Raw genomic sequence first — 15,467 nt, 5'->3', positions numbered from 1 at the left:
TGGTTTTCCGGGTGCCGAGTGCTCGGCTATCGGTGGAAACAGCAGCTCACCAGCACCTCATAGGACATACGTCCAGGTCGCAGTGACCCTGGTCACCATCCGGTGGCGGTGACGGGCGACCGCGTGTGTTTCCGTGTCGAACCCGGGAGCAGGGGGTATACCGGATCGGTGACTACATCGAGGGTGTGGCTTGCTGTGGTGTGCGCGATCGTTGCTGTTGTCGGTGGGGGCCGGGCGACAGCCGAGCCGGGGGCTCATGTGACGGGGGAGGTGCCGTTGGGCGGGCGGGCCGCCCAGCTCGACGTGTACTCACCCGCGATGGGGCGGGTCGTGCAGAACAAGGTGATCAAGGCGGCGGGTGCGGGTGCGCCGACGCTGTACCTGCTCACGGGTGCCGGCGGTGGCGCCGACGGCATCTCCTGGTGGGACAACACCGATGTGCGGCACTTCTTCGCCGACAAGTTCGTCAATGTGGTGATGCCGGTCGGCGGTGCGTTCACCCTGTACACCGACTGGATCTCCGACGATCCCGCCGTCGGCCGCGTGCGGTGGGAGACCTACCTGACCGAGGAACTGCCCGGCGTGATCGACGGCGCGCTCGCCACCAACGGCCGCAACGCCATCGCAGGCGTATCGATGAGCGCGGCGTCGGCGCTGGATCTGGCGATCCAGGGCGGTCCGAGGTTCTCGGCGGTCGCGGCGCTGAGCGGATGCCCGTGGGCGGCCGACCCGATGGGTATCGCGATGGCGAGCGCCCAGGCTGTGCGCGGCGGCGGCAACCCGGGCAACATGTGGGGTGTGCCGGGCGGGCCGACCTGGCGCGAACACGACGTCTTCGCCAATGCCGCTCGCCTCGCGGGCAAGTCGATCTTCCTCGCCGCCGCGACGGGCGCACCGGGTGCCGCCGACCGTGGTCTGCCGATGCCGCCGCTCGAGACCATCGCGGGCGCCTGCACGGCCGCCTTCGCCGGGCGCCTCGCCCAGCTGGGTATCCCGGCCGTGCACGTGCACCGGCCGACCGGTTCGCACACCTGGGGTCAGTTCGAGGCCGACCTGCACGAAGCCTGGCCGCACCTGGCCGCCGCGATCAGCTGACCGCGACGCGGGGGCGTTCGGCGGCCGGCTCCTCGACCGCCGGTTCGTCCTCGCGCCGGTACCACCAGTGCAGCGCCGCGATCCCCAGCACGGCCAGTAGCGCCGCCGTGAGGCTGATCGACAGGCCGGGCGGTCGCCAGGTGATGGTGAGTTCGGCGTTGTGCGTGCCAGGCGGAATGTCGACGGCGAGGAAGGTGCCCGCCACCGCGCGGGTCGGGATCTCGCTCGGGCCGAGGGTGGCCGTGTAGCCGGGCCAGGCCAGGCGGGAGAAGACGATCCGTCCGCCGGTGCCGGAGGAGACGGTCGCGCGGTTGGTGAGCCCGGCCTCCGACATCACCGTGGCGTGGACACCGGATTCGTGCGCGATCATGTCACCGGGGGAGGGCAGCGGATTCACGCGTTCCAGCACCCAGATCTGGTGTTCGTGGCCGGGGTAGCGGACGAACGCCCAGCCCGGCGGTGCGGGCTTCTCGCCCGCGTCCGGGTACTGCGCGCGTTGCAGCACAACGCGATCCAGTCGCATCAGGTCGACGATCGGCGTGTCGGTCGACGGTTCGACGGCGAACACCCGGCGATAGGCGTCCGGGCAGGTGCCACCGTCCCACGCCATGCACAGCAGGCCGGCGAAGGCGGCGTGCCCGACAGGGGTGTACCCGTTCACGTATTGCAGGCCCATGTTCTTGGCATAGCTGCCGAGCGCGATCGATCCGTAAGTGCCCGCGAGCGTGCGCTCCTCGTCGCGCACCGCGATGCGGTCGGCCAATTGCAGTGTGCGCCCGCCGAAATCGGGGAAGGCGGCGAGCATCTCCGAGCGCCGCTCCGGGAACCCGTAGGACAGCGGGGTTTCGGGAGCAGCCGCGACCTGCGCGAACGCGATGGGCATGGTCGCGGCGATCATCGCCGTCGCCGCCGCGGCCGCGCCACGATGACGCGCGAGCCACAGCGCACCGGCGCCCATCGCCACGACCTCGACGACGGCGAGCACATGCCGGACGAGGAGTTCCGGTGCGGCAGAGAAGGATCGGATGAACAGCAGCCCGATCAACGCGCCCGCCGCCGCGTACCGCCGCCGCGACGACGCGAACGCCCCGTACCTGCTGAGCAGGACGCAGACGAGCACGAGCACGGCGATGGCGAGCATCGGCAGCACCCGCGCGGGCCAGCGCAGCGGCCCGATCGCGCCGGGTCCCGCCGTCCACATCAGCGTCGCCACCCCGAACAGGGCGATGCCGCTCCACTCGCTCGCCGTCTTCGCCGCCGCCTTCCAATCGATGAAGGCGAGCGCCGGAATCGCGAACCACGCGATGTAGACCATCGGCAGTGGTTGCACATGCCCCCACCACGCGGTGAACGCCGGAACCGTGCTCGGCAGACTGGCATTGAGCGATTCCGACCACGGCACCGTGAGGAACGGATCATTGTGGATGGTCGAGACGTCGCCGCGCCAGGTGGCCTGGGACGACAGCAGCAGCGGCAGATTCGCGATCAGCGAGGCCAGCGCGGCGAGACCGGCGGCGGTGAGCATCCGCAGCACCGGCACCCACTTGCGCTGATACAGGTACTCCCCGGCGGCCACGGCCACGATCATCAGCGCGGCTTCGACCGCCGGGAAGACGTATTGGATCGTCAGCGCCAGGTACAGGAACACGAACAGCGGGATCGGGCCGGATCGTTTGCGCGCGTAGAGCACCGCCGAGGCCCAGGCGTGCACGAGCCACGCGGTGCCCGTCTGGGAGGTGAACCAGCTCGCCTCGTCGAAGAACAGGAACCAGCCGCTGAAGGGGAACGCCACACCGGCCAGCGCCGCCCACGGCGCCCGCGCACCGTAGGCCAGGCAGATACGGAACACGCCGAGCGCCGCGATCGCGGAGAACACGAACTTCACGGCCGTGGCGTAACCGGCCAGATCGTCGAACGAGGGCGCGAGCAGATACACCAGCAGCTGGGCCGGGTTGTAGAGCCCGGCCTCCTCGAGGCTGTAGTTGCCCGCCATCCATTCCCACGGGACCATCGCCGGGAAACGGCCGGCGCGCAGTTCGGCGCCGAGCAGCTGCCACATGGGCACGTACTGCGCCTCGGTATCGTCGGTGTAGAAGTGCCGCGCGTCGCCCAGCAACACCGCGATGTACCCCGCCAGGACCGCGAGAACGACAAGTCCTGCCCACCGCATCACTTGTTTTCGCGGTTCGAGCGCCGCGCGTACCCACACGAGCGCGGGAGCTTAGGGCATGGAGGTGAATCGGACAATGCCCCGCGTGGTGATGGACGTTTGACCAGCTCAGCTGTGGTTAGGTGGGGTCGACCGATGTTGATAGCATGGCGCAACCGTGCCGACCTTCGAGAGAGTCATCAATGCAGTTCGAAATCGTCGAGCGGGACGAGACCTGGGTGGCCGGTTTGCCGGTCCGCAGTCCCAAACGCGCACTCGGTAAGCTGCGCGACCACGACCTCGAAGCCGCCTGGTCGGCGGTCCTGCACCAGGATCTCGGCGGGCCACTGGCCAGCGCCTACACCGATTTCAGCGGCGAGCTGGGCACCTACAACACCCAGATCGTCGGCTATCAGTGCGATTCGCTCGACCAGGTCACCCGTGGCCATCTCGCCGCCCGGCTCCCGCGCGGCGCCTACGCCCGCTTCTCCTCGGTCGGTAACTTTCCCCAGGTGATGACGGATCTGTGGACCCAGATCGCCTACGCCGAGGAACACAACCAGATCAAACGCACCTTCACCGGCGATTTCGAGTGCTACCCGCACGCGTACAAGATCGACCTGTACCTGGCGGTCGATCCGCGATGACCTACACGATCGTGGTCCGCGGCGGGGCGCTCTACGGCGGCCTCGCCGTACCGCGCGTGCATCCCAGTTTCAAGGTCTCCAACAGCGATCTGATCGAGTTCCTCAAGGACCGGCTGCGCGACCGTCCCGGCGGGCGCGAACCACTGCACACCGTTTACGTGCCGGACCCGGCCGGCAACTGGAACGCCCTGGTCGCCCGCGAATTCGCCACGCCCGACGAGGTGCCCGTCGGTGACCTCATGGTCAGCGTGCCCAAGGGCATCTACGCCCGCTTCGCGCCCAACGGCGACTACCACGACCCGGTCGAGGACGTGTGGGCCCAGGTCGACGACGCCACCGCCTCCGCCGAGATCTCGCGCGCCTACCGCGAGGAGATCGAGGTCTGGCACGGCCCGACCGACGTGGAACTGTTCGTCTCGATCCAAGTCGATAACTGATGGGTAGCTGCATTCGGACCGTACGGTCTGCGAAAATTTACTCAGTGCACCCTAACCGCTTCTGACCTGCGGTTATTTCAACTGGCTCAGAAGGTTTCCGGGAAATTAGCCACTTGTCTGGTGGATTCGTAACCGATGACGGATACTGCACCAGTCGGCATCTATGGGACGCCGACCCCTTGCGGGCGTGAAGCATGGAGTAGGAACCCGATGGCTGTCGATGCAGCATGCGGCGAAACGCGGTTGCGGCGGATTCACCGTCACACCACCGCGGTCGCGACGGCACATTTTCGTGGGGTCGATCGCTAGATGAACGAACAAGCACCACAGACGGCGGACTACCGGCCACGTCTGCTCGATCCGCGCGACCCCACCGACCGGGCAACCTTGCGGCAGCTCGCCGACACACCTGGCATCCAGACCGTCGACCTGCGCGCCGGACTGCGTGCCGAACTCGATCAGCTCACCGGCCCACCGCCGGGTCTCGACCCCGGCGAGGAACGGTGGGTGCACTACCCGTGGCGCAACGCGCTCGTCGCCGTCCTCGGGCCCGACGCCTTCGCCGCGATCCGCTCGGACCGCAACCGCAACAAGCTCACCCGAGACGAACAGCGGCGGCTGCGGGAACTGCGCGTCGGCGTCGTGGGGCAGAGCGTCGGCCATTCGGTGGCCTACACGCTGGCGCTCGAGGGCACCTGCGGGCTGCTGCGCCTGGCCGACTTCGACACCATCGAGCTGTCGAACCTCAACCGGGTCCCGGGCGGGCTGTTCGACGTCGGCGTGAACAAAGCGGTGGTCACCGCCCGCCGCATCGCCGAACTCGACCCGTACCTGCCGGTGGAGATCTGGCAGACCGGTGTGCTCACCGAGACCGCCGACGAATTCCTCGACGGGCTCTCCCTCGTCGTCGAGGAATGCGATTCGCTCGACATCAAATTCGCGGTCCGCGAGGCCGCCCGCCGCAGGCGCATCCCGCTGCTGATGGACACCAACGACCGCGGCCTGTTCGACGTCGAACGCTACGACCTCGAACCCGGCCGCGAACCCTTCCACGGCCTGCTCGGTGCGACCACCGGCGCCCAGCTCGCCGGTCTGGACACCAGGTCCAAGGCACCACACGTGCTGCGCATCCTCGACCCGGCCCAGCTGTCCGCGCGCATGGCCGCCAGCCTGGCCGAGGTCGGCGAAACCATCACCACCTGGCCGCAATTGGGCGGTGAGGTGCAGCTGGGTGCCGCGATCGTCAGTGCGGCGGTCCGCCGGATCGGGCTCGGGGTGAAGCTGTCGTCGGGCCGAACACGCATCGATCTCGAGGCCGCCCTCGATTCGCTCGCCGAACCCGGCTACCTCGACGACGACGCCGACGACCACGCCACCGAACTCGACGACGAGCCACCGCCCGCCGACACCATCGGTGCGATTCTCGCCTGCGCACAGCGCGCGCCCTCGGGTGGCAATGTGCAGCCGTGGATCCTGCGCGGCGACGACGAGCTCATCGAGATCGCCCTCGATCCGACGGACACGACGGCGATGGACGTCGACCTGCGCGGCAGCGCGATCGCCGTCGGTGCCGCGCTGTACAACGCCACGGCGGCGGCCGCCGCTCACGGTTTGCTCAGCGACACGCAACTGCTCGTCGACGAGCCGTCGGCACCCCTGATCGCCCGCCTGCGACTGCGTCCCGGCACCGACGCCGAGCTCGCCGCCGACTACCCCCTCGCCTGCGCGCGCCACACCAACCGGCGCCTCGGCAATGCCGCCGACCTCCCGGATTCGGTGCTGCCCGCTCTCGCTCGAGCAGCGGGGGACCAGGCGATCGTGCACGCGATCACCGGGCGCGAACGCCTCGCCGAGGCCGCGGATCTGCTCGGTGCCAGCGATCGCGTCCGCTATCTCACTCCGCAGCTGCACCAGCAGCTCTACGCCGAATTGCGCTGGCCGGGCGAGGATATCCGCACCGGCATCGACGTGCGGACCCTCGACCCGGCACCGGACGAACTCGCGAAACTCCAAGTCGGCAGCCGCAGCGATGTGATGGACCGGTTGCGTGAGTGGTCGGCAGGCACCGCGCTCGGCGAATTCACGGTCGATCGGGTGCGGTCGAGTTCCGCGCTGGTCGCCGTGGGGTTCCGGAAACGCGGCGGCGGCGCACCGGATCTCGCGGACTACGCGCGGGCCGGTGCCGCGGTCGAAAAGGTCTGGTTGCGGGCGCAACTGCTGGGGCTGGCGGTGCAGCCGGTGTCTCCGGTGTTCCTGTACGCGAACCGGCCCGAGGATTTGCGCCGCGTTTCTCCCGAGTTCACAGATACACTTGCCAGCATTCAGAGGCGTTTCCTGGACATCATGGAAATCTCTGAGGATGAGAACGTGGCATTGGTTCTTCGTCTGAGCTACGCCGCCGCTGCGAGCGTTCGCAGTCGACGGTTGCCGGTGCCTGGCAGTAGGAACGACGGATAGCGCGGATCGGAGACAGCGTGCATCGGCAATCGCTCGACTCACTGGTGACCGAGGTCGCCTCCGAGTTGATGGGTGTCGACGCCACGACCATGGTGGCGGCGAGCGAGCGGGTGCTCGCCGCACTCGTCGAACATTTCGACGTCGATTTCAGCTATCTGCGCCATACCGACCGCACCCGCCGCGCCACCGTGCTCGTCGCCGAATGGCCGCAGCGCGCGGATACGCCGGTGCCCGACCCGTTACGGGTGGTGGAGTTCGACAAGGCCGACTCGGTATTCCGCGCTCTCGAATTCGCCACCGAACCGCTGATCGTCCGGCCCGGTAACGACAGCGAGGACTACCAGGAAACGATCCGCAAATCCTCCGGCATCCCGCAGGTCGCCATGGCCTGTGTGCCGCTGGTTTCGCGGGGTGAGTCCACCGGTGTGCTCGGCTTCGTGAAGATGGGCGACCGCACCTGGACCAAGCGCGAACTCAATGTCCTCAAGGCGATCGCCGCCCTGTTCGCGCAACTGCAGGCGCGCGTGGTCGCCGAGGAGAAGCTGCGCTATATCGCCCTGCACGACGATCTCACCGGCCTGGCCAACCGGCGCGCCCTGCTCGAATACATGGAACGCAGGCTCGCCCCCGAAAACCCGGGCCCCGTCGCCACCTTCTTTCTCGATCTCGACCGGCTCAAGGCCCTCAACGATTTCCTCGGCCACAGCGCCGGCGACAATTTCATCCGCACTCTCGCCCGCAGGCTGAAACAGAACCTCGGGCCCGACGACATGATCGCCCGCCTCGGTGGCGACGAATTCGTGATCGTGCCCGCCGAACCGATGGACGCGGTCGCCGCCGAACTCGAGGCCGCGCGCATTCAGCAACTCATCGGGCGCCGGGTCTCGGTGGGCCAGGAGTCGGTGAGCCGTGGTGTGAGTGTCGGTGTGGCACTGGGTATTCCGGGCGAGACTTCGGTGTCGGATGTCTTGCGCCGAGCCGATCACGCCCTCCTGTCCGCCAAATCCGGTGGCGGCAACGGCGTCGCGGTGTTCACCGACGCCATGCGCGCGCAGTTCGAACTCCAGGACGATGTGGAGCTGAACCTGCGCAGCGCGGTCTCCGACGGGTCGCTGATCCTGCACTACCAGCCCGAGGTCGACCTGCGCACCGGTCGGATCGTGGCGCTCGAGGCGCTGGTGCGCTGGCAGCATCCCACCCGTGGGCTGTTACCGCCCGGCGCGTTCGTTTCGGTGGCCGAGGCGACCAACCTGGCGGGCGAGCTCGGTCGCTGGGTGATCCGTTCGGCCTGTTCCCAATTCGCCGACTGGCGGCGGCGTGGCCTGGCGGCCAATGTCGTCATCCGGATCAATGTGTCGCCGGTGCAGCTGGTGAGCGCCGATTTCGTCGAGCGGATCGAGGACATCCTCCGCCTGTTCGAGATCGACGGCAGCTCGGTGTGCCTCGAGATCACCGAACACGTTGTCGTGCAAGACCTCGTGCGCACCCGGGTGACCCTGCGCGGGCTCAAGCGGATGGGCGTGCAGATCGCCATCGACGACTTCGGCACCGGTTACAGCTCGCTGTCACATCTGAAGGCCCTGCCGGTGGACGCGGTGAAGATCGACCGGGGGTTCGTGCAGCGCCTCGGCGACAGCAACGACGACCTCGCCATCGTGAAATCCATTATCGGCCTGGCCGGTTCGTTCGGGCTCGGCGTGGTCGGCGAGGGTGTGGAGACACCCATGGCGGCCCGGACCCTCGTCGGTCTCGGCTGCTACCGCGCCCAGGGATTCCTGATCGCACGACCGATGCCCGCCGAGGAGGTCGAGGTTCAGCTTCGGGAGGGGCGTATTCCGCTCGATCTCGATCTCCCACGTGCCGGACGCGGCGTGGCACCCAGCTGAATGACCGCCGACGGGTGGTTACTGGTCGAGACCCTCACCGAGGATCTCAAACCGGCTCTTGTCGCCGACGACGCGCGGATCAGGGAATGGATCGCCCCCCAACGCTGGTCGCGCGCGATCGGTCCCGCCAAGGCGAAACTGCTGCGTGACGCGGTACGCGGCGGGGAATCCGCGCGTCTGGGCGATACCGTCGTTGTCGTCGAACCCGTGCGGTGCGCACTGGGCGGGACACACGGCGTCCAGGTCTGGATCGGGCCCGCCGACGCGCCCGTGCCGCCACGCCGTCACGTCGCCGCCTGGGATTGGGATGCCCGCACCGAACTCGCCCATCACGGACCGGGTCTGGAGGAACTGATCTTCGCGCGCGAGCCCGGGGCCGTGCGGGTGGTACGCACACCGCCCGAGGCGTTCGGGCGCATGGTCCGTTTCGACGGCCGGGTCGACTATTTCGCGATGGCGAGCACCCTCGAGCCCGGTGGGCGCTGGCAGGGAGTGGTCGACGTGCTCGGCGACGACGAACAGGTCCGCCGGTTCCAGATGGTGGCGCGGGCCCGGCCGGAGCTGCGCCGGGTGAGCGGGTTGATGCACGCCGTCCCCGAACTCGGCGGCGAAACCGTCGACCTCGAGGTCGCGATGTTGCGCGCCGTGTCCAAGGGAGTGGATGTCGGTGCCGGGCTGATCCTGCTCGCCAGCGGCGTCATCTACGAATGGGTGGCTGATCCACCGCCGCCGCTGGATCGCTGGGCCGTCGAACGACCGACCATCGATCCCGCCGATCTGACCGCGTTGCGTGCCGCCTGTGCCGAGCTGGTGCAAGCTCCGGACACGACGCGGCGCCTCACGCTGCGGGTGCGCTTCGCCGAGGGCGAGTGGATCCGCGCGCACGCCGAGCTGGCGACGGTCACCACGGCCGCCACCGGGCACGGATTGCTCCGGGTGCGGCCCTCGCTCGACGGCGAATCGGGTTAAGCGGCTCTTTCACGGGTGTTCACGTGCCATTCCACGGGCAGGAGCCGCGAGTAACCCGGACGGCTGGACCATCGGCATGTGCGCATCGTGCAGCTAGCGAATTTCTACGGCCCACGATCCGGTGGGTTGCGCACCGCGCTGCACCACCTGGGGGAAGGGTATGTGGCCGCCGGGCACGAGGTGGTGCTGATCGTGCCCGGCCCGCGCCGCAGCGAGGAAGTGCTGTCCACCGGCGCTCTGCGAATCACATTGCCCGCGTTCGGTATTCCGTTCACCGGCGGGTACCGCGCGGCCGATCCACGAGCGGTGGCCGATGTACTCGCCGGACTGCGGCCCGATGTGCTCGAGGTGTCCGACCGGCTCACCCTGCGCGGTTTCGGACGGTGGGCCGGGCGACGCGGCGTCACCAGCGTGATGATCTCGCACGAACGGCTCGACCGGCTGCTCGGTCAGGTGCTCCCCGGGCCCGCCGCCCGGCGCTGCGCCGACGTGGCCAACCGGCGCACCGCCGACGACTACGACATGGTCGTGTGCACCACCGATTTCGCCCGTGAGGAGTTCCTGCGGATCGGTGCCCCCAATGTCGAACTCGTCCCGCTCGGTGTGGACCTCGACCTGTTCAGCCCGCGCAGGCGCGACCGTCGGCTCCGTGCCGACCTCGGCGTGGACGGTTATCCACTGCTCGTGCACTGCGGGCGGCTGTCGGTGGAGAAACGGGTGGACCGCAGCATCGAGGCGATCGGCGCCCTGCACCGCGCGGGCATGCCGACCCGCCTGGTCGTCGCGGGCGACGGCCCCCGCCGCGAATCCCTCGAACGCCGCGCCCGCACCCTGCCGCCCTTACCCGGCGGCGAACCCGCCGTGCACTTCACCGGTTTCATCAGCGACCGCGCCGAGGTGGCGACCCTGCTCGCCACCGCCGACGTCTCCCTGGCACCAGGACCCCACGAAACCTTCGGCCTCGCTGCCCTGGAAGCCCTGGCCGCGGGCACCCCCGTGGTGGCCAGCCGCTCCTCGGCCCTGGCCGACATCATCACCGCCGAATGCGGCGCCGTAGCCGCCGACCGCCCCCGAGCCTTCGCCCGAGCCGTCACCGACGTCCTCGCCATGCCGACCACCGACCGTCGCCAAGCCGCCCGCCACCGCGCCGAACAATTCACCTGGCCCCGGGCGGTGGCAGGCATGCTCGCGGTCCTGAACCGCTGACCTACCTCAGCCGGACTACTTCCAGGTCTCGAGCAGACGGGTCGCTTCAGTCGCGAGCGCCGCCTGGAGGAAGGGCCCGAAGCTGATCCGGGCTACCCCGAGGTCGGCGAAATAGGACTTGGCGGGAGTACCGGGTTGGCCGATCGCGTTGACCGGGCGCGGCAGTTCGGTGGTCAGGCGGCGCAGGGTTTCGTCGCTGTGGCGGCCGACGGGATAGAGCACGTCGGCGCCCGCTTCGGCGGCGAGGGTCAGGCGGGCGACGGCGCGGTCGACGCGGTCGGCTTCCTCGCCGTCCTGACGCAGGAACAGGTCGGTGCGGGCATTGACGACCACGTGCACGCCGGTGGCGTCGGCGGCCTCGCGCAGGCCGCGCACCAGGTCGGCGTGCTCCTGGGCCTCGCGCAGCCGCTTGCCCTCGCTGTGCACGGTGTCCTCGATATTGAGGCCGACAGCGCCCGCCCCGAGCAGGCCGTCGATGAGCTGCAACGGTTCGAGGCCGTACCCGGATTCGATGTCGACCGACACCGGCACCTCCACCGAGGCGGTCACCTGCGCGACACGCGCGAGCAGCTCGTCGAAGCTCATCCCCTCACCGTCGGGGCGTCCGATCGAGTCCGCGACCGGGTGACTGCCCATCGTCAATCCCGAAAAGCCCGCACTCACAGCGACATTCGCCGACCAGGCGTCCCACACCGTCGGCAGGACCACCGGGTCGCCGGGACGGTGCAGCGCGAGCAGGGACTTGGCGCGGGTCTCGAGTGAAGTCATACCGCGATGATGCCCCAGCCGTGCGGCAGTGGCTAGGCGCAGCCACTTTTCGGTGGGCAGTTCAGGTGTACGTCGAGCACGCGCGCGCCCGGCCCCTCCGCACCGAGGCGGTCGTGTTCGTTGACGAGCTTGCACGAACCCAGCGACAGGCAGCCGCAGCCGATGCAACCGGTGAGATTGTCGCGCAGGCGCGTGAGCTGGGTGATTCGTTCGTCGAGGTCCGCACGCCAGGTGGTCGACACGGCCTCCCAATCGCGTCGGGTCGGTGTGCGGCCCTCGGGCAGCCGGTCGAGCGCGGAGCGGATATCGCTGAGCGGGATGCCGACGCGCTGGGAGATACGGATGAACGCCACCCGCCGCAGCGTCTCGCGTGCGTAGCGGCGTTGATTGCCACTGGTTCGACGACTCGTTATGAGACCTTCGCGTTCGTAGAAGTGCAACGCGGACACTGCAACTCCACTACGCTCGGAGAGCTGCCCGGGGGTCAGCTCCTTCGTTTGCCAATCGGCCGTCGTCATTTCCTGTCTCCTCCCGCTTTCACCTCAACCATACTTGAGGTACTTGTGTGGTGTACGAAAACGGGGTGACTCGGTGCGGGTCCTCCTGGCAGGCGCGCCCCGCTCGCATTACGGTTTCGGCATGGGAACGGACTCGCGCCTGGCTGTCACCTCCGAGGTCGGCACATTGCGCACGGTGCTGCTGCACCGGCCCGGCGATGAGCTGCGCAGGCTCACCCCGAGCAACAACGATCAGCTGCTCTTCGACGGCATCCCCTGGGTGGAACGCGCCCAGGAGGAACACGACGCCTTCGCCGCCGTCCTGCGCGGGCGCGGCGTCGAGGTGCTGCTGCTCGCCGACCTGCTCACCGAAACCCTCGCGACCAGCGGCGCCGCCCGTATCCAGGGCATCTCCGCCGCCGTCGACGCGCGCAGGCTCGGCCACGATCTCGCCGACCAGCTCGCCGCCGAACTCCGCAAGGTCGAGGCCCCCGAACTGGCCGACATCCTCATGGCCGGAATGACTTTCGACGAACTGCCGTTCGGTCCCGACTCCACGTCGCTGGTGCGGCGGATGCATCACGGTGCCGATTTCGTCATCGACCCGCTGCCCAACCTGCTGTTCACCCGCGACTCGTCGTTCTGGGTCGGTCCCAAGGTGGCGATCACCTCCCTCGCGCTGCCCGCGCGCAGTCGCGAAACCTCCATCACCGACCTCGTCTACGCCTTCCACCCTCGTTTCCTCGGCGTGCGCCGGGCCTACGAATCACACACGGCCCCCATCGAAGGCGGTGATGTGCTGCTGCTCGCTCCCGGCGTCGTCGCGGTGGGCGTGGGCGAGCGAACCACCCCCGCCGGTGCGGAAGCGTTGGCGCGCAGTCTTTTCGACGACGACCTCGCGCACACCGTGCTGGTGGTGCCGATCGCCCAGAACCGCGCGACCATGCACCTGGACACCGTGTGCACCATGGTCGACACCGATGCGGTGGTGATGTACCCCGGTGTCCGGGAATCCCTGCAGGCGTTCACGATTCGCCGCGAGGACGGCTTCGCCGGACGTGGTGACACCGAACGCATCAGCATCAGCGGCCCCGAACCGTTCCTGCCCGCCGCTGCCGCCGCGATGGGTATCCCGACCCTGCGGGTGATCGACACCGGCCGCGACGGACCCGCCGCCGAACGCGAGCAGTGGGACGACGGCAACAACACCCTCGCGCTCGCCCCCGGCGTCGTCGTTGCCTACGAACGCAACGAGATGACCAACTCCCGCCTGACCGACGCGGGGATCGAGGTGCTCACCATCCAGGGTTCGGAGCTGGGGTCCGGGCGCGGCGGCCCCCGATGCATGTCCTGCCCGCTGTCCCGAGACGAGGTGTGATGTTCCACGTCGAGCTGTCCGCCGATTCCACCCAGCCGCCCTACGAACAGTTGCGCATGGCGGTGATCGAACAGGTCCGCGCGGGCACGCTCACGGCGGGCACCAAGATCCCCACCGTGCGGGCGCTGGCCGCCGACCTCGGCATCGCACCCAACACCGTCGCCCGCGCCTACCGCGAACTCGAGGCCGACGGTGTCCTCGAAACCCGTGGCCGCCAGGGCTCTTTCATCGCGTCGTCGGGCGACCCCACCCGCGATATCGCCGGCCGCGCCGCCGTCGACTACGTGACGACCATCCGCAGGCTCGGCCTCGCCGACAGCGACGCCATCGACTTCGTCCACCGTGCGCTCGGCTGAGGTGTCAGCGCCAGCTCGGTAACCAGAGGTGGTCCTGCCAGGTGGCGGGGCTGATCGGCATCCCGGTGAGAATGGGCCACAGCCAGACGAAATTCGCGATCACCAGGCCCAGGTAGATGGAGACGATCAGCAGCCCGAGGGCGTAGCGCTCGTCGACCGGGGCGGGCAGGTAGGTGCCCGTCGGGCTGCGCGGTATCCCCACCGGTCGCGACGAACCGAGGATGTCGCCGAGGACCAGCGCGATACCCATCACGAGGAACGGGGCGAGCACGACGGCGTAGAAGAAGTACATCTGCCGGTCGAGGGTGAGGAACCAGGGCAGCAGACCTGCGCCGTAGCCGACGAGCACCGCCGCGTACCGCCAGTCCCGCCGGGTGACGCTGCGCCAGATCATCCAGCCCAGCGCAGGCAGCGCGAGCCACCACAGCGCCGGGGTGCCGATGGCCATCACGGCCTTCACACACTGCGCCTCGCCACATCCGGTGACGGTGCCGTCGGCGTAGTAGTAGAGCATCGGGCGCAGACCCATCGGCCAGGTCCACGGCTTGGATTCCCACGGGTGGTGATTGCCCGCCGAATTGGTGAGAGTCGAATGGAAATCCAGGGTTTCGCCCTGGTAGTACCAGAGCGAGCGCAGGGCGTCGGGCAGGAACGCGAATGCCCCACCGGTGCCGATCTGATTGCCGACCGCGTGCCGGTAGGTCCCGGTCTCGCTGGCGAACCACGCCCAATACGACGACAGGTACACCACGAGCGGAATGACGACGAGGGCGTACAGCGCGGGCCCCACATCGCGCACCAGCGTGCCGACCCACGGCCTGCGCACCCCGTACGCGCGTCGGGCGCTCACGTCGAACGCCACGCTCATCAGCCCGAAGAACATGATGAAGTAGATGCCCGACCATTTGGTTCCACAGGCCAGACCGAGCAGCACACCGGCGCCGAAACGCCACCAGCGCACCCCCAGCCGTGGGCCCCAGTCGGTGAGCCCGACGCGACCGGCCAGGTCGGCGGCGGCCATGCGCTCACGCACCTCGTCGCGATCGACGATCAGGCAGCCGAACGCGGCGGTGACCAGCAGTGCCATGAAGATGTCGAGCATGCCGATGCGCGAGGACACGAAGGTCAGGCCGTCGGCGATGAGCAGGATGCCCGCGAACGCGCCGATCAAAGTGGAGCGTGACATCCGGCGCACGATCCGGATCACCAGCAGCACCAGCACGGTGCCCGCCAGGGCGGCGGTGCCGCGCCAGCCCCAGGCGTTGTAGCCGAACAGGGCCTCGCTGAGGGCGATGAACTGTTTGCCGACCGGGGGGTGCACCACCAGGCCGTAGGCGGGGTTGTCCTCGACTCCGCCACCGGTGACCATCTGCCAGGCCTGCGGGGCGTAGTGCTTCTCGTCGAAAACCGGTGTGCGCGCGTCGGTGGGATAGTTCAGGTTCAGGAAGCGGGTGACGCCCGCGATCACCGTGAGCACCAGGGTGACCGCCCAGCCCCGCGCGGTGTCGAGCGGCCCGAAATCGGGGGCCGGTCGCAGCGGCACCGGGCTCACCACGGCCGACACCGGGCGCGTCGAACGGGCTTCGGTCACCGGGATCACGCCCCGATCGTAGGCGGTGCCA

13 protein-coding genes are annotated in these 15,467 nt (G+C 68.9%); 9 read left to right on the top strand and 4 right to left on the bottom strand.

All coding sequences use genetic code 11. The features are described from left to right. Positions 1–168 precede the first annotated feature (168 nt). The gene (locus tag ACSVDM_RS19380) at positions 169–1,095 is read left to right on the top strand and encodes an alpha/beta hydrolase (protein WP_439266806.1); all 927 of its coding nucleotides are present in this window, start codon (positions 169–171) and stop codon (positions 1,093–1,095) included. Here ACSVDM_RS19380 and ACSVDM_RS19375 read toward each other — a convergent pair. After that, positions 1,088–3,265 carry a hypothetical protein gene (locus ACSVDM_RS19375; RefSeq protein ID WP_439266804.1) on the bottom strand — a complete coding sequence of 726 codons (2,178 nt, stop codon included), beginning with the start codon at positions 3,263–3,265 and terminating at the stop codon, positions 1,088–1,090. The two genes, ACSVDM_RS19380 and ACSVDM_RS19375, sit on opposite strands and share 8 nt — an antisense overlap. Positions 3,266–3,447: 182 nt before the next feature. Between ACSVDM_RS19375 and ACSVDM_RS19370 the strand changes: the two genes are divergently transcribed. From ACSVDM_RS19370 to ACSVDM_RS19345, 6 genes are all read left to right on the top strand, one after another. After that, entirely contained in the window at positions 3,448–3,891 is a 444-nt protein-coding gene (locus ACSVDM_RS19370) for a GyrI-like domain-containing protein (RefSeq protein WP_067485472.1), read from the top strand. Then, the gene (locus ACSVDM_RS19365) at positions 3,888–4,328 is read left to right on the top strand and encodes an AraC family transcriptional regulator (RefSeq protein ID WP_067485474.1); all 441 of its coding nucleotides are present in this window, start codon (positions 3,888–3,890) and stop codon (positions 4,326–4,328) included. The genes ACSVDM_RS19370 and ACSVDM_RS19365 overlap by 4 nt, the downstream gene beginning before the upstream one ends. A 309-nt stretch (positions 4,329–4,637) precedes the next feature. Next, entirely contained in the window at positions 4,638–6,785 is a 2,148-nt protein-coding gene (locus ACSVDM_RS19360) for an Rv1355c family protein (RefSeq protein ID WP_439266802.1), read from the top strand. Between the two features lie 68 nt (positions 6,786–6,853). Beyond that, positions 6,854–8,671, top strand: coding sequence for a putative bifunctional diguanylate cyclase/phosphodiesterase (locus ACSVDM_RS19355; protein WP_067485939.1), 1,818 nt, complete (start codon positions 6,854–6,856; stop codon positions 8,669–8,671). Then, complete coding sequence (locus ACSVDM_RS19350; protein WP_439266800.1) at positions 8,672–9,640, top strand: GAF domain-containing protein; 969 nt, start codon at positions 8,672–8,674, stop codon at positions 9,638–9,640. It abuts the gene before it with no gap. 78 nt (positions 9,641–9,718) lie between these two features. Continuing rightward, complete coding sequence (locus tag ACSVDM_RS19345) at positions 9,719–10,846, top strand: glycosyltransferase (RefSeq protein WP_439266798.1); 1,128 nt, start codon at positions 9,719–9,721, stop codon at positions 10,844–10,846. Positions 10,847–10,861: 15 nt separating this feature from the next. On the opposite strand, the gene ACSVDM_RS19340 is transcribed toward ACSVDM_RS19345, so the two are convergent. Both ACSVDM_RS19340 and soxR read right to left on the bottom strand, forming a co-directional pair. Then, positions 10,862–11,614 carry an isocitrate lyase/PEP mutase family protein gene (locus ACSVDM_RS19340; RefSeq protein ID WP_439266796.1) on the bottom strand — a complete coding sequence of 251 codons (753 nt, stop codon included), beginning with the start codon at positions 11,612–11,614 and terminating at the stop codon, positions 10,862–10,864. 32 nt (positions 11,615–11,646) lie between these two features. Beyond that, on the bottom strand, positions 11,647–12,132 hold the full coding sequence (soxR, locus tag ACSVDM_RS19335) for a redox-sensitive transcriptional activator SoxR (protein WP_067485487.1): 486 nt from the start codon (positions 12,130–12,132) through the stop codon (positions 11,647–11,649). A 121-nt stretch (positions 12,133–12,253) separates the two neighbouring features. On the opposite strand from soxR, the gene arcA reads away from it, so the two are divergent. Both arcA and ACSVDM_RS19325 read left to right on the top strand, forming a co-directional pair. After that, a complete protein-coding gene (gene arcA / locus ACSVDM_RS19330) occupies positions 12,254–13,489 on the top strand; it encodes an arginine deiminase (RefSeq protein WP_439266794.1) in 1,236 nt (411 codons plus the stop codon). Then, positions 13,489–13,845 carry a GntR family transcriptional regulator gene (locus ACSVDM_RS19325; RefSeq protein WP_439266792.1) on the top strand — a complete coding sequence of 119 codons (357 nt, stop codon included), beginning with the start codon at positions 13,489–13,491 and terminating at the stop codon, positions 13,843–13,845. Before arcA ends, ACSVDM_RS19325 begins: the two co-directional genes overlap by 1 nt. Positions 13,846–13,849: 4 nt before the next feature. Here ACSVDM_RS19325 and ACSVDM_RS19320 read toward each other — a convergent pair whose 3' ends face one another. Continuing rightward, positions 13,850–15,400, bottom strand: a complete 1,551-nt coding sequence (locus tag ACSVDM_RS19320) for a dolichyl-phosphate-mannose--protein mannosyltransferase (RefSeq protein WP_439266894.1) — start codon at positions 15,398–15,400, stop codon at positions 13,850–13,852. Between the last annotated feature and the right edge of the window lie 67 nt (positions 15,401–15,467).

The sequence above is a fragment of the Nocardia sp. JW2 genome (genome assembly GCF_051843015.1).
In the GTDB taxonomy this organism is placed as follows: domain Bacteria; phylum Actinomycetota; class Actinomycetes; order Mycobacteriales; family Mycobacteriaceae; genus Nocardia; species Nocardia coubleae.
Note: the sequence above shows the minus strand (reverse complement) of the source record. Positions and strands in the feature narration are given on the sequence as shown.

Bases quoted from the DNA above. Each gene is read 5' to 3' on its own strand.
- ACSVDM_RS19325 (WP_439266792.1), top strand. From the start codon at position 13,489: ATGTTCCACGTCGAGCTGTCCGCCGATTCCACCCAGCCGCCCTACGAA.
- ACSVDM_RS19360 (WP_439266802.1), top strand. From the start codon at position 4,638: ATGAACGAACAAGCACCACAGACGGCGGACTACCGGCCACGTCTGCTC.
- ACSVDM_RS19350 (WP_439266800.1), top strand. From the start codon at position 8,672: ATGACCGCCGACGGGTGGTTACTGGTCGAGACCCTCACCGAGGATCTC.
- arcA (WP_439266794.1), top strand. From the start codon at position 12,254: ATGGGAACGGACTCGCGCCTGGCTGTCACCTCCGAGGTCGGCACATTG.
- soxR (WP_067485487.1), bottom strand. From the start codon at position 12,132: ATGACGACGGCCGATTGGCAAACGAAGGAGCTGACCCCCGGGCAGCTC.
- ACSVDM_RS19355 (WP_067485939.1), top strand. From the start codon at position 6,854: ATGGGTGTCGACGCCACGACCATGGTGGCGGCGAGCGAGCGGGTGCTC.
- ACSVDM_RS19365 (WP_067485474.1), top strand. From the start codon at position 3,888: ATGACCTACACGATCGTGGTCCGCGGCGGGGCGCTCTACGGCGGCCTC.
- ACSVDM_RS19340 (WP_439266796.1), bottom strand. From the start codon at position 11,614: ATGACTTCACTCGAGACCCGCGCCAAGTCCCTGCTCGCGCTGCACCGT.
- ACSVDM_RS19370 (WP_067485472.1), top strand. From the start codon at position 3,448: ATGCAGTTCGAAATCGTCGAGCGGGACGAGACCTGGGTGGCCGGTTTG.
- ACSVDM_RS19375 (WP_439266804.1), bottom strand. From the start codon at position 3,265: ATGCGGTGGGCAGGACTTGTCGTTCTCGCGGTCCTGGCGGGGTACATC.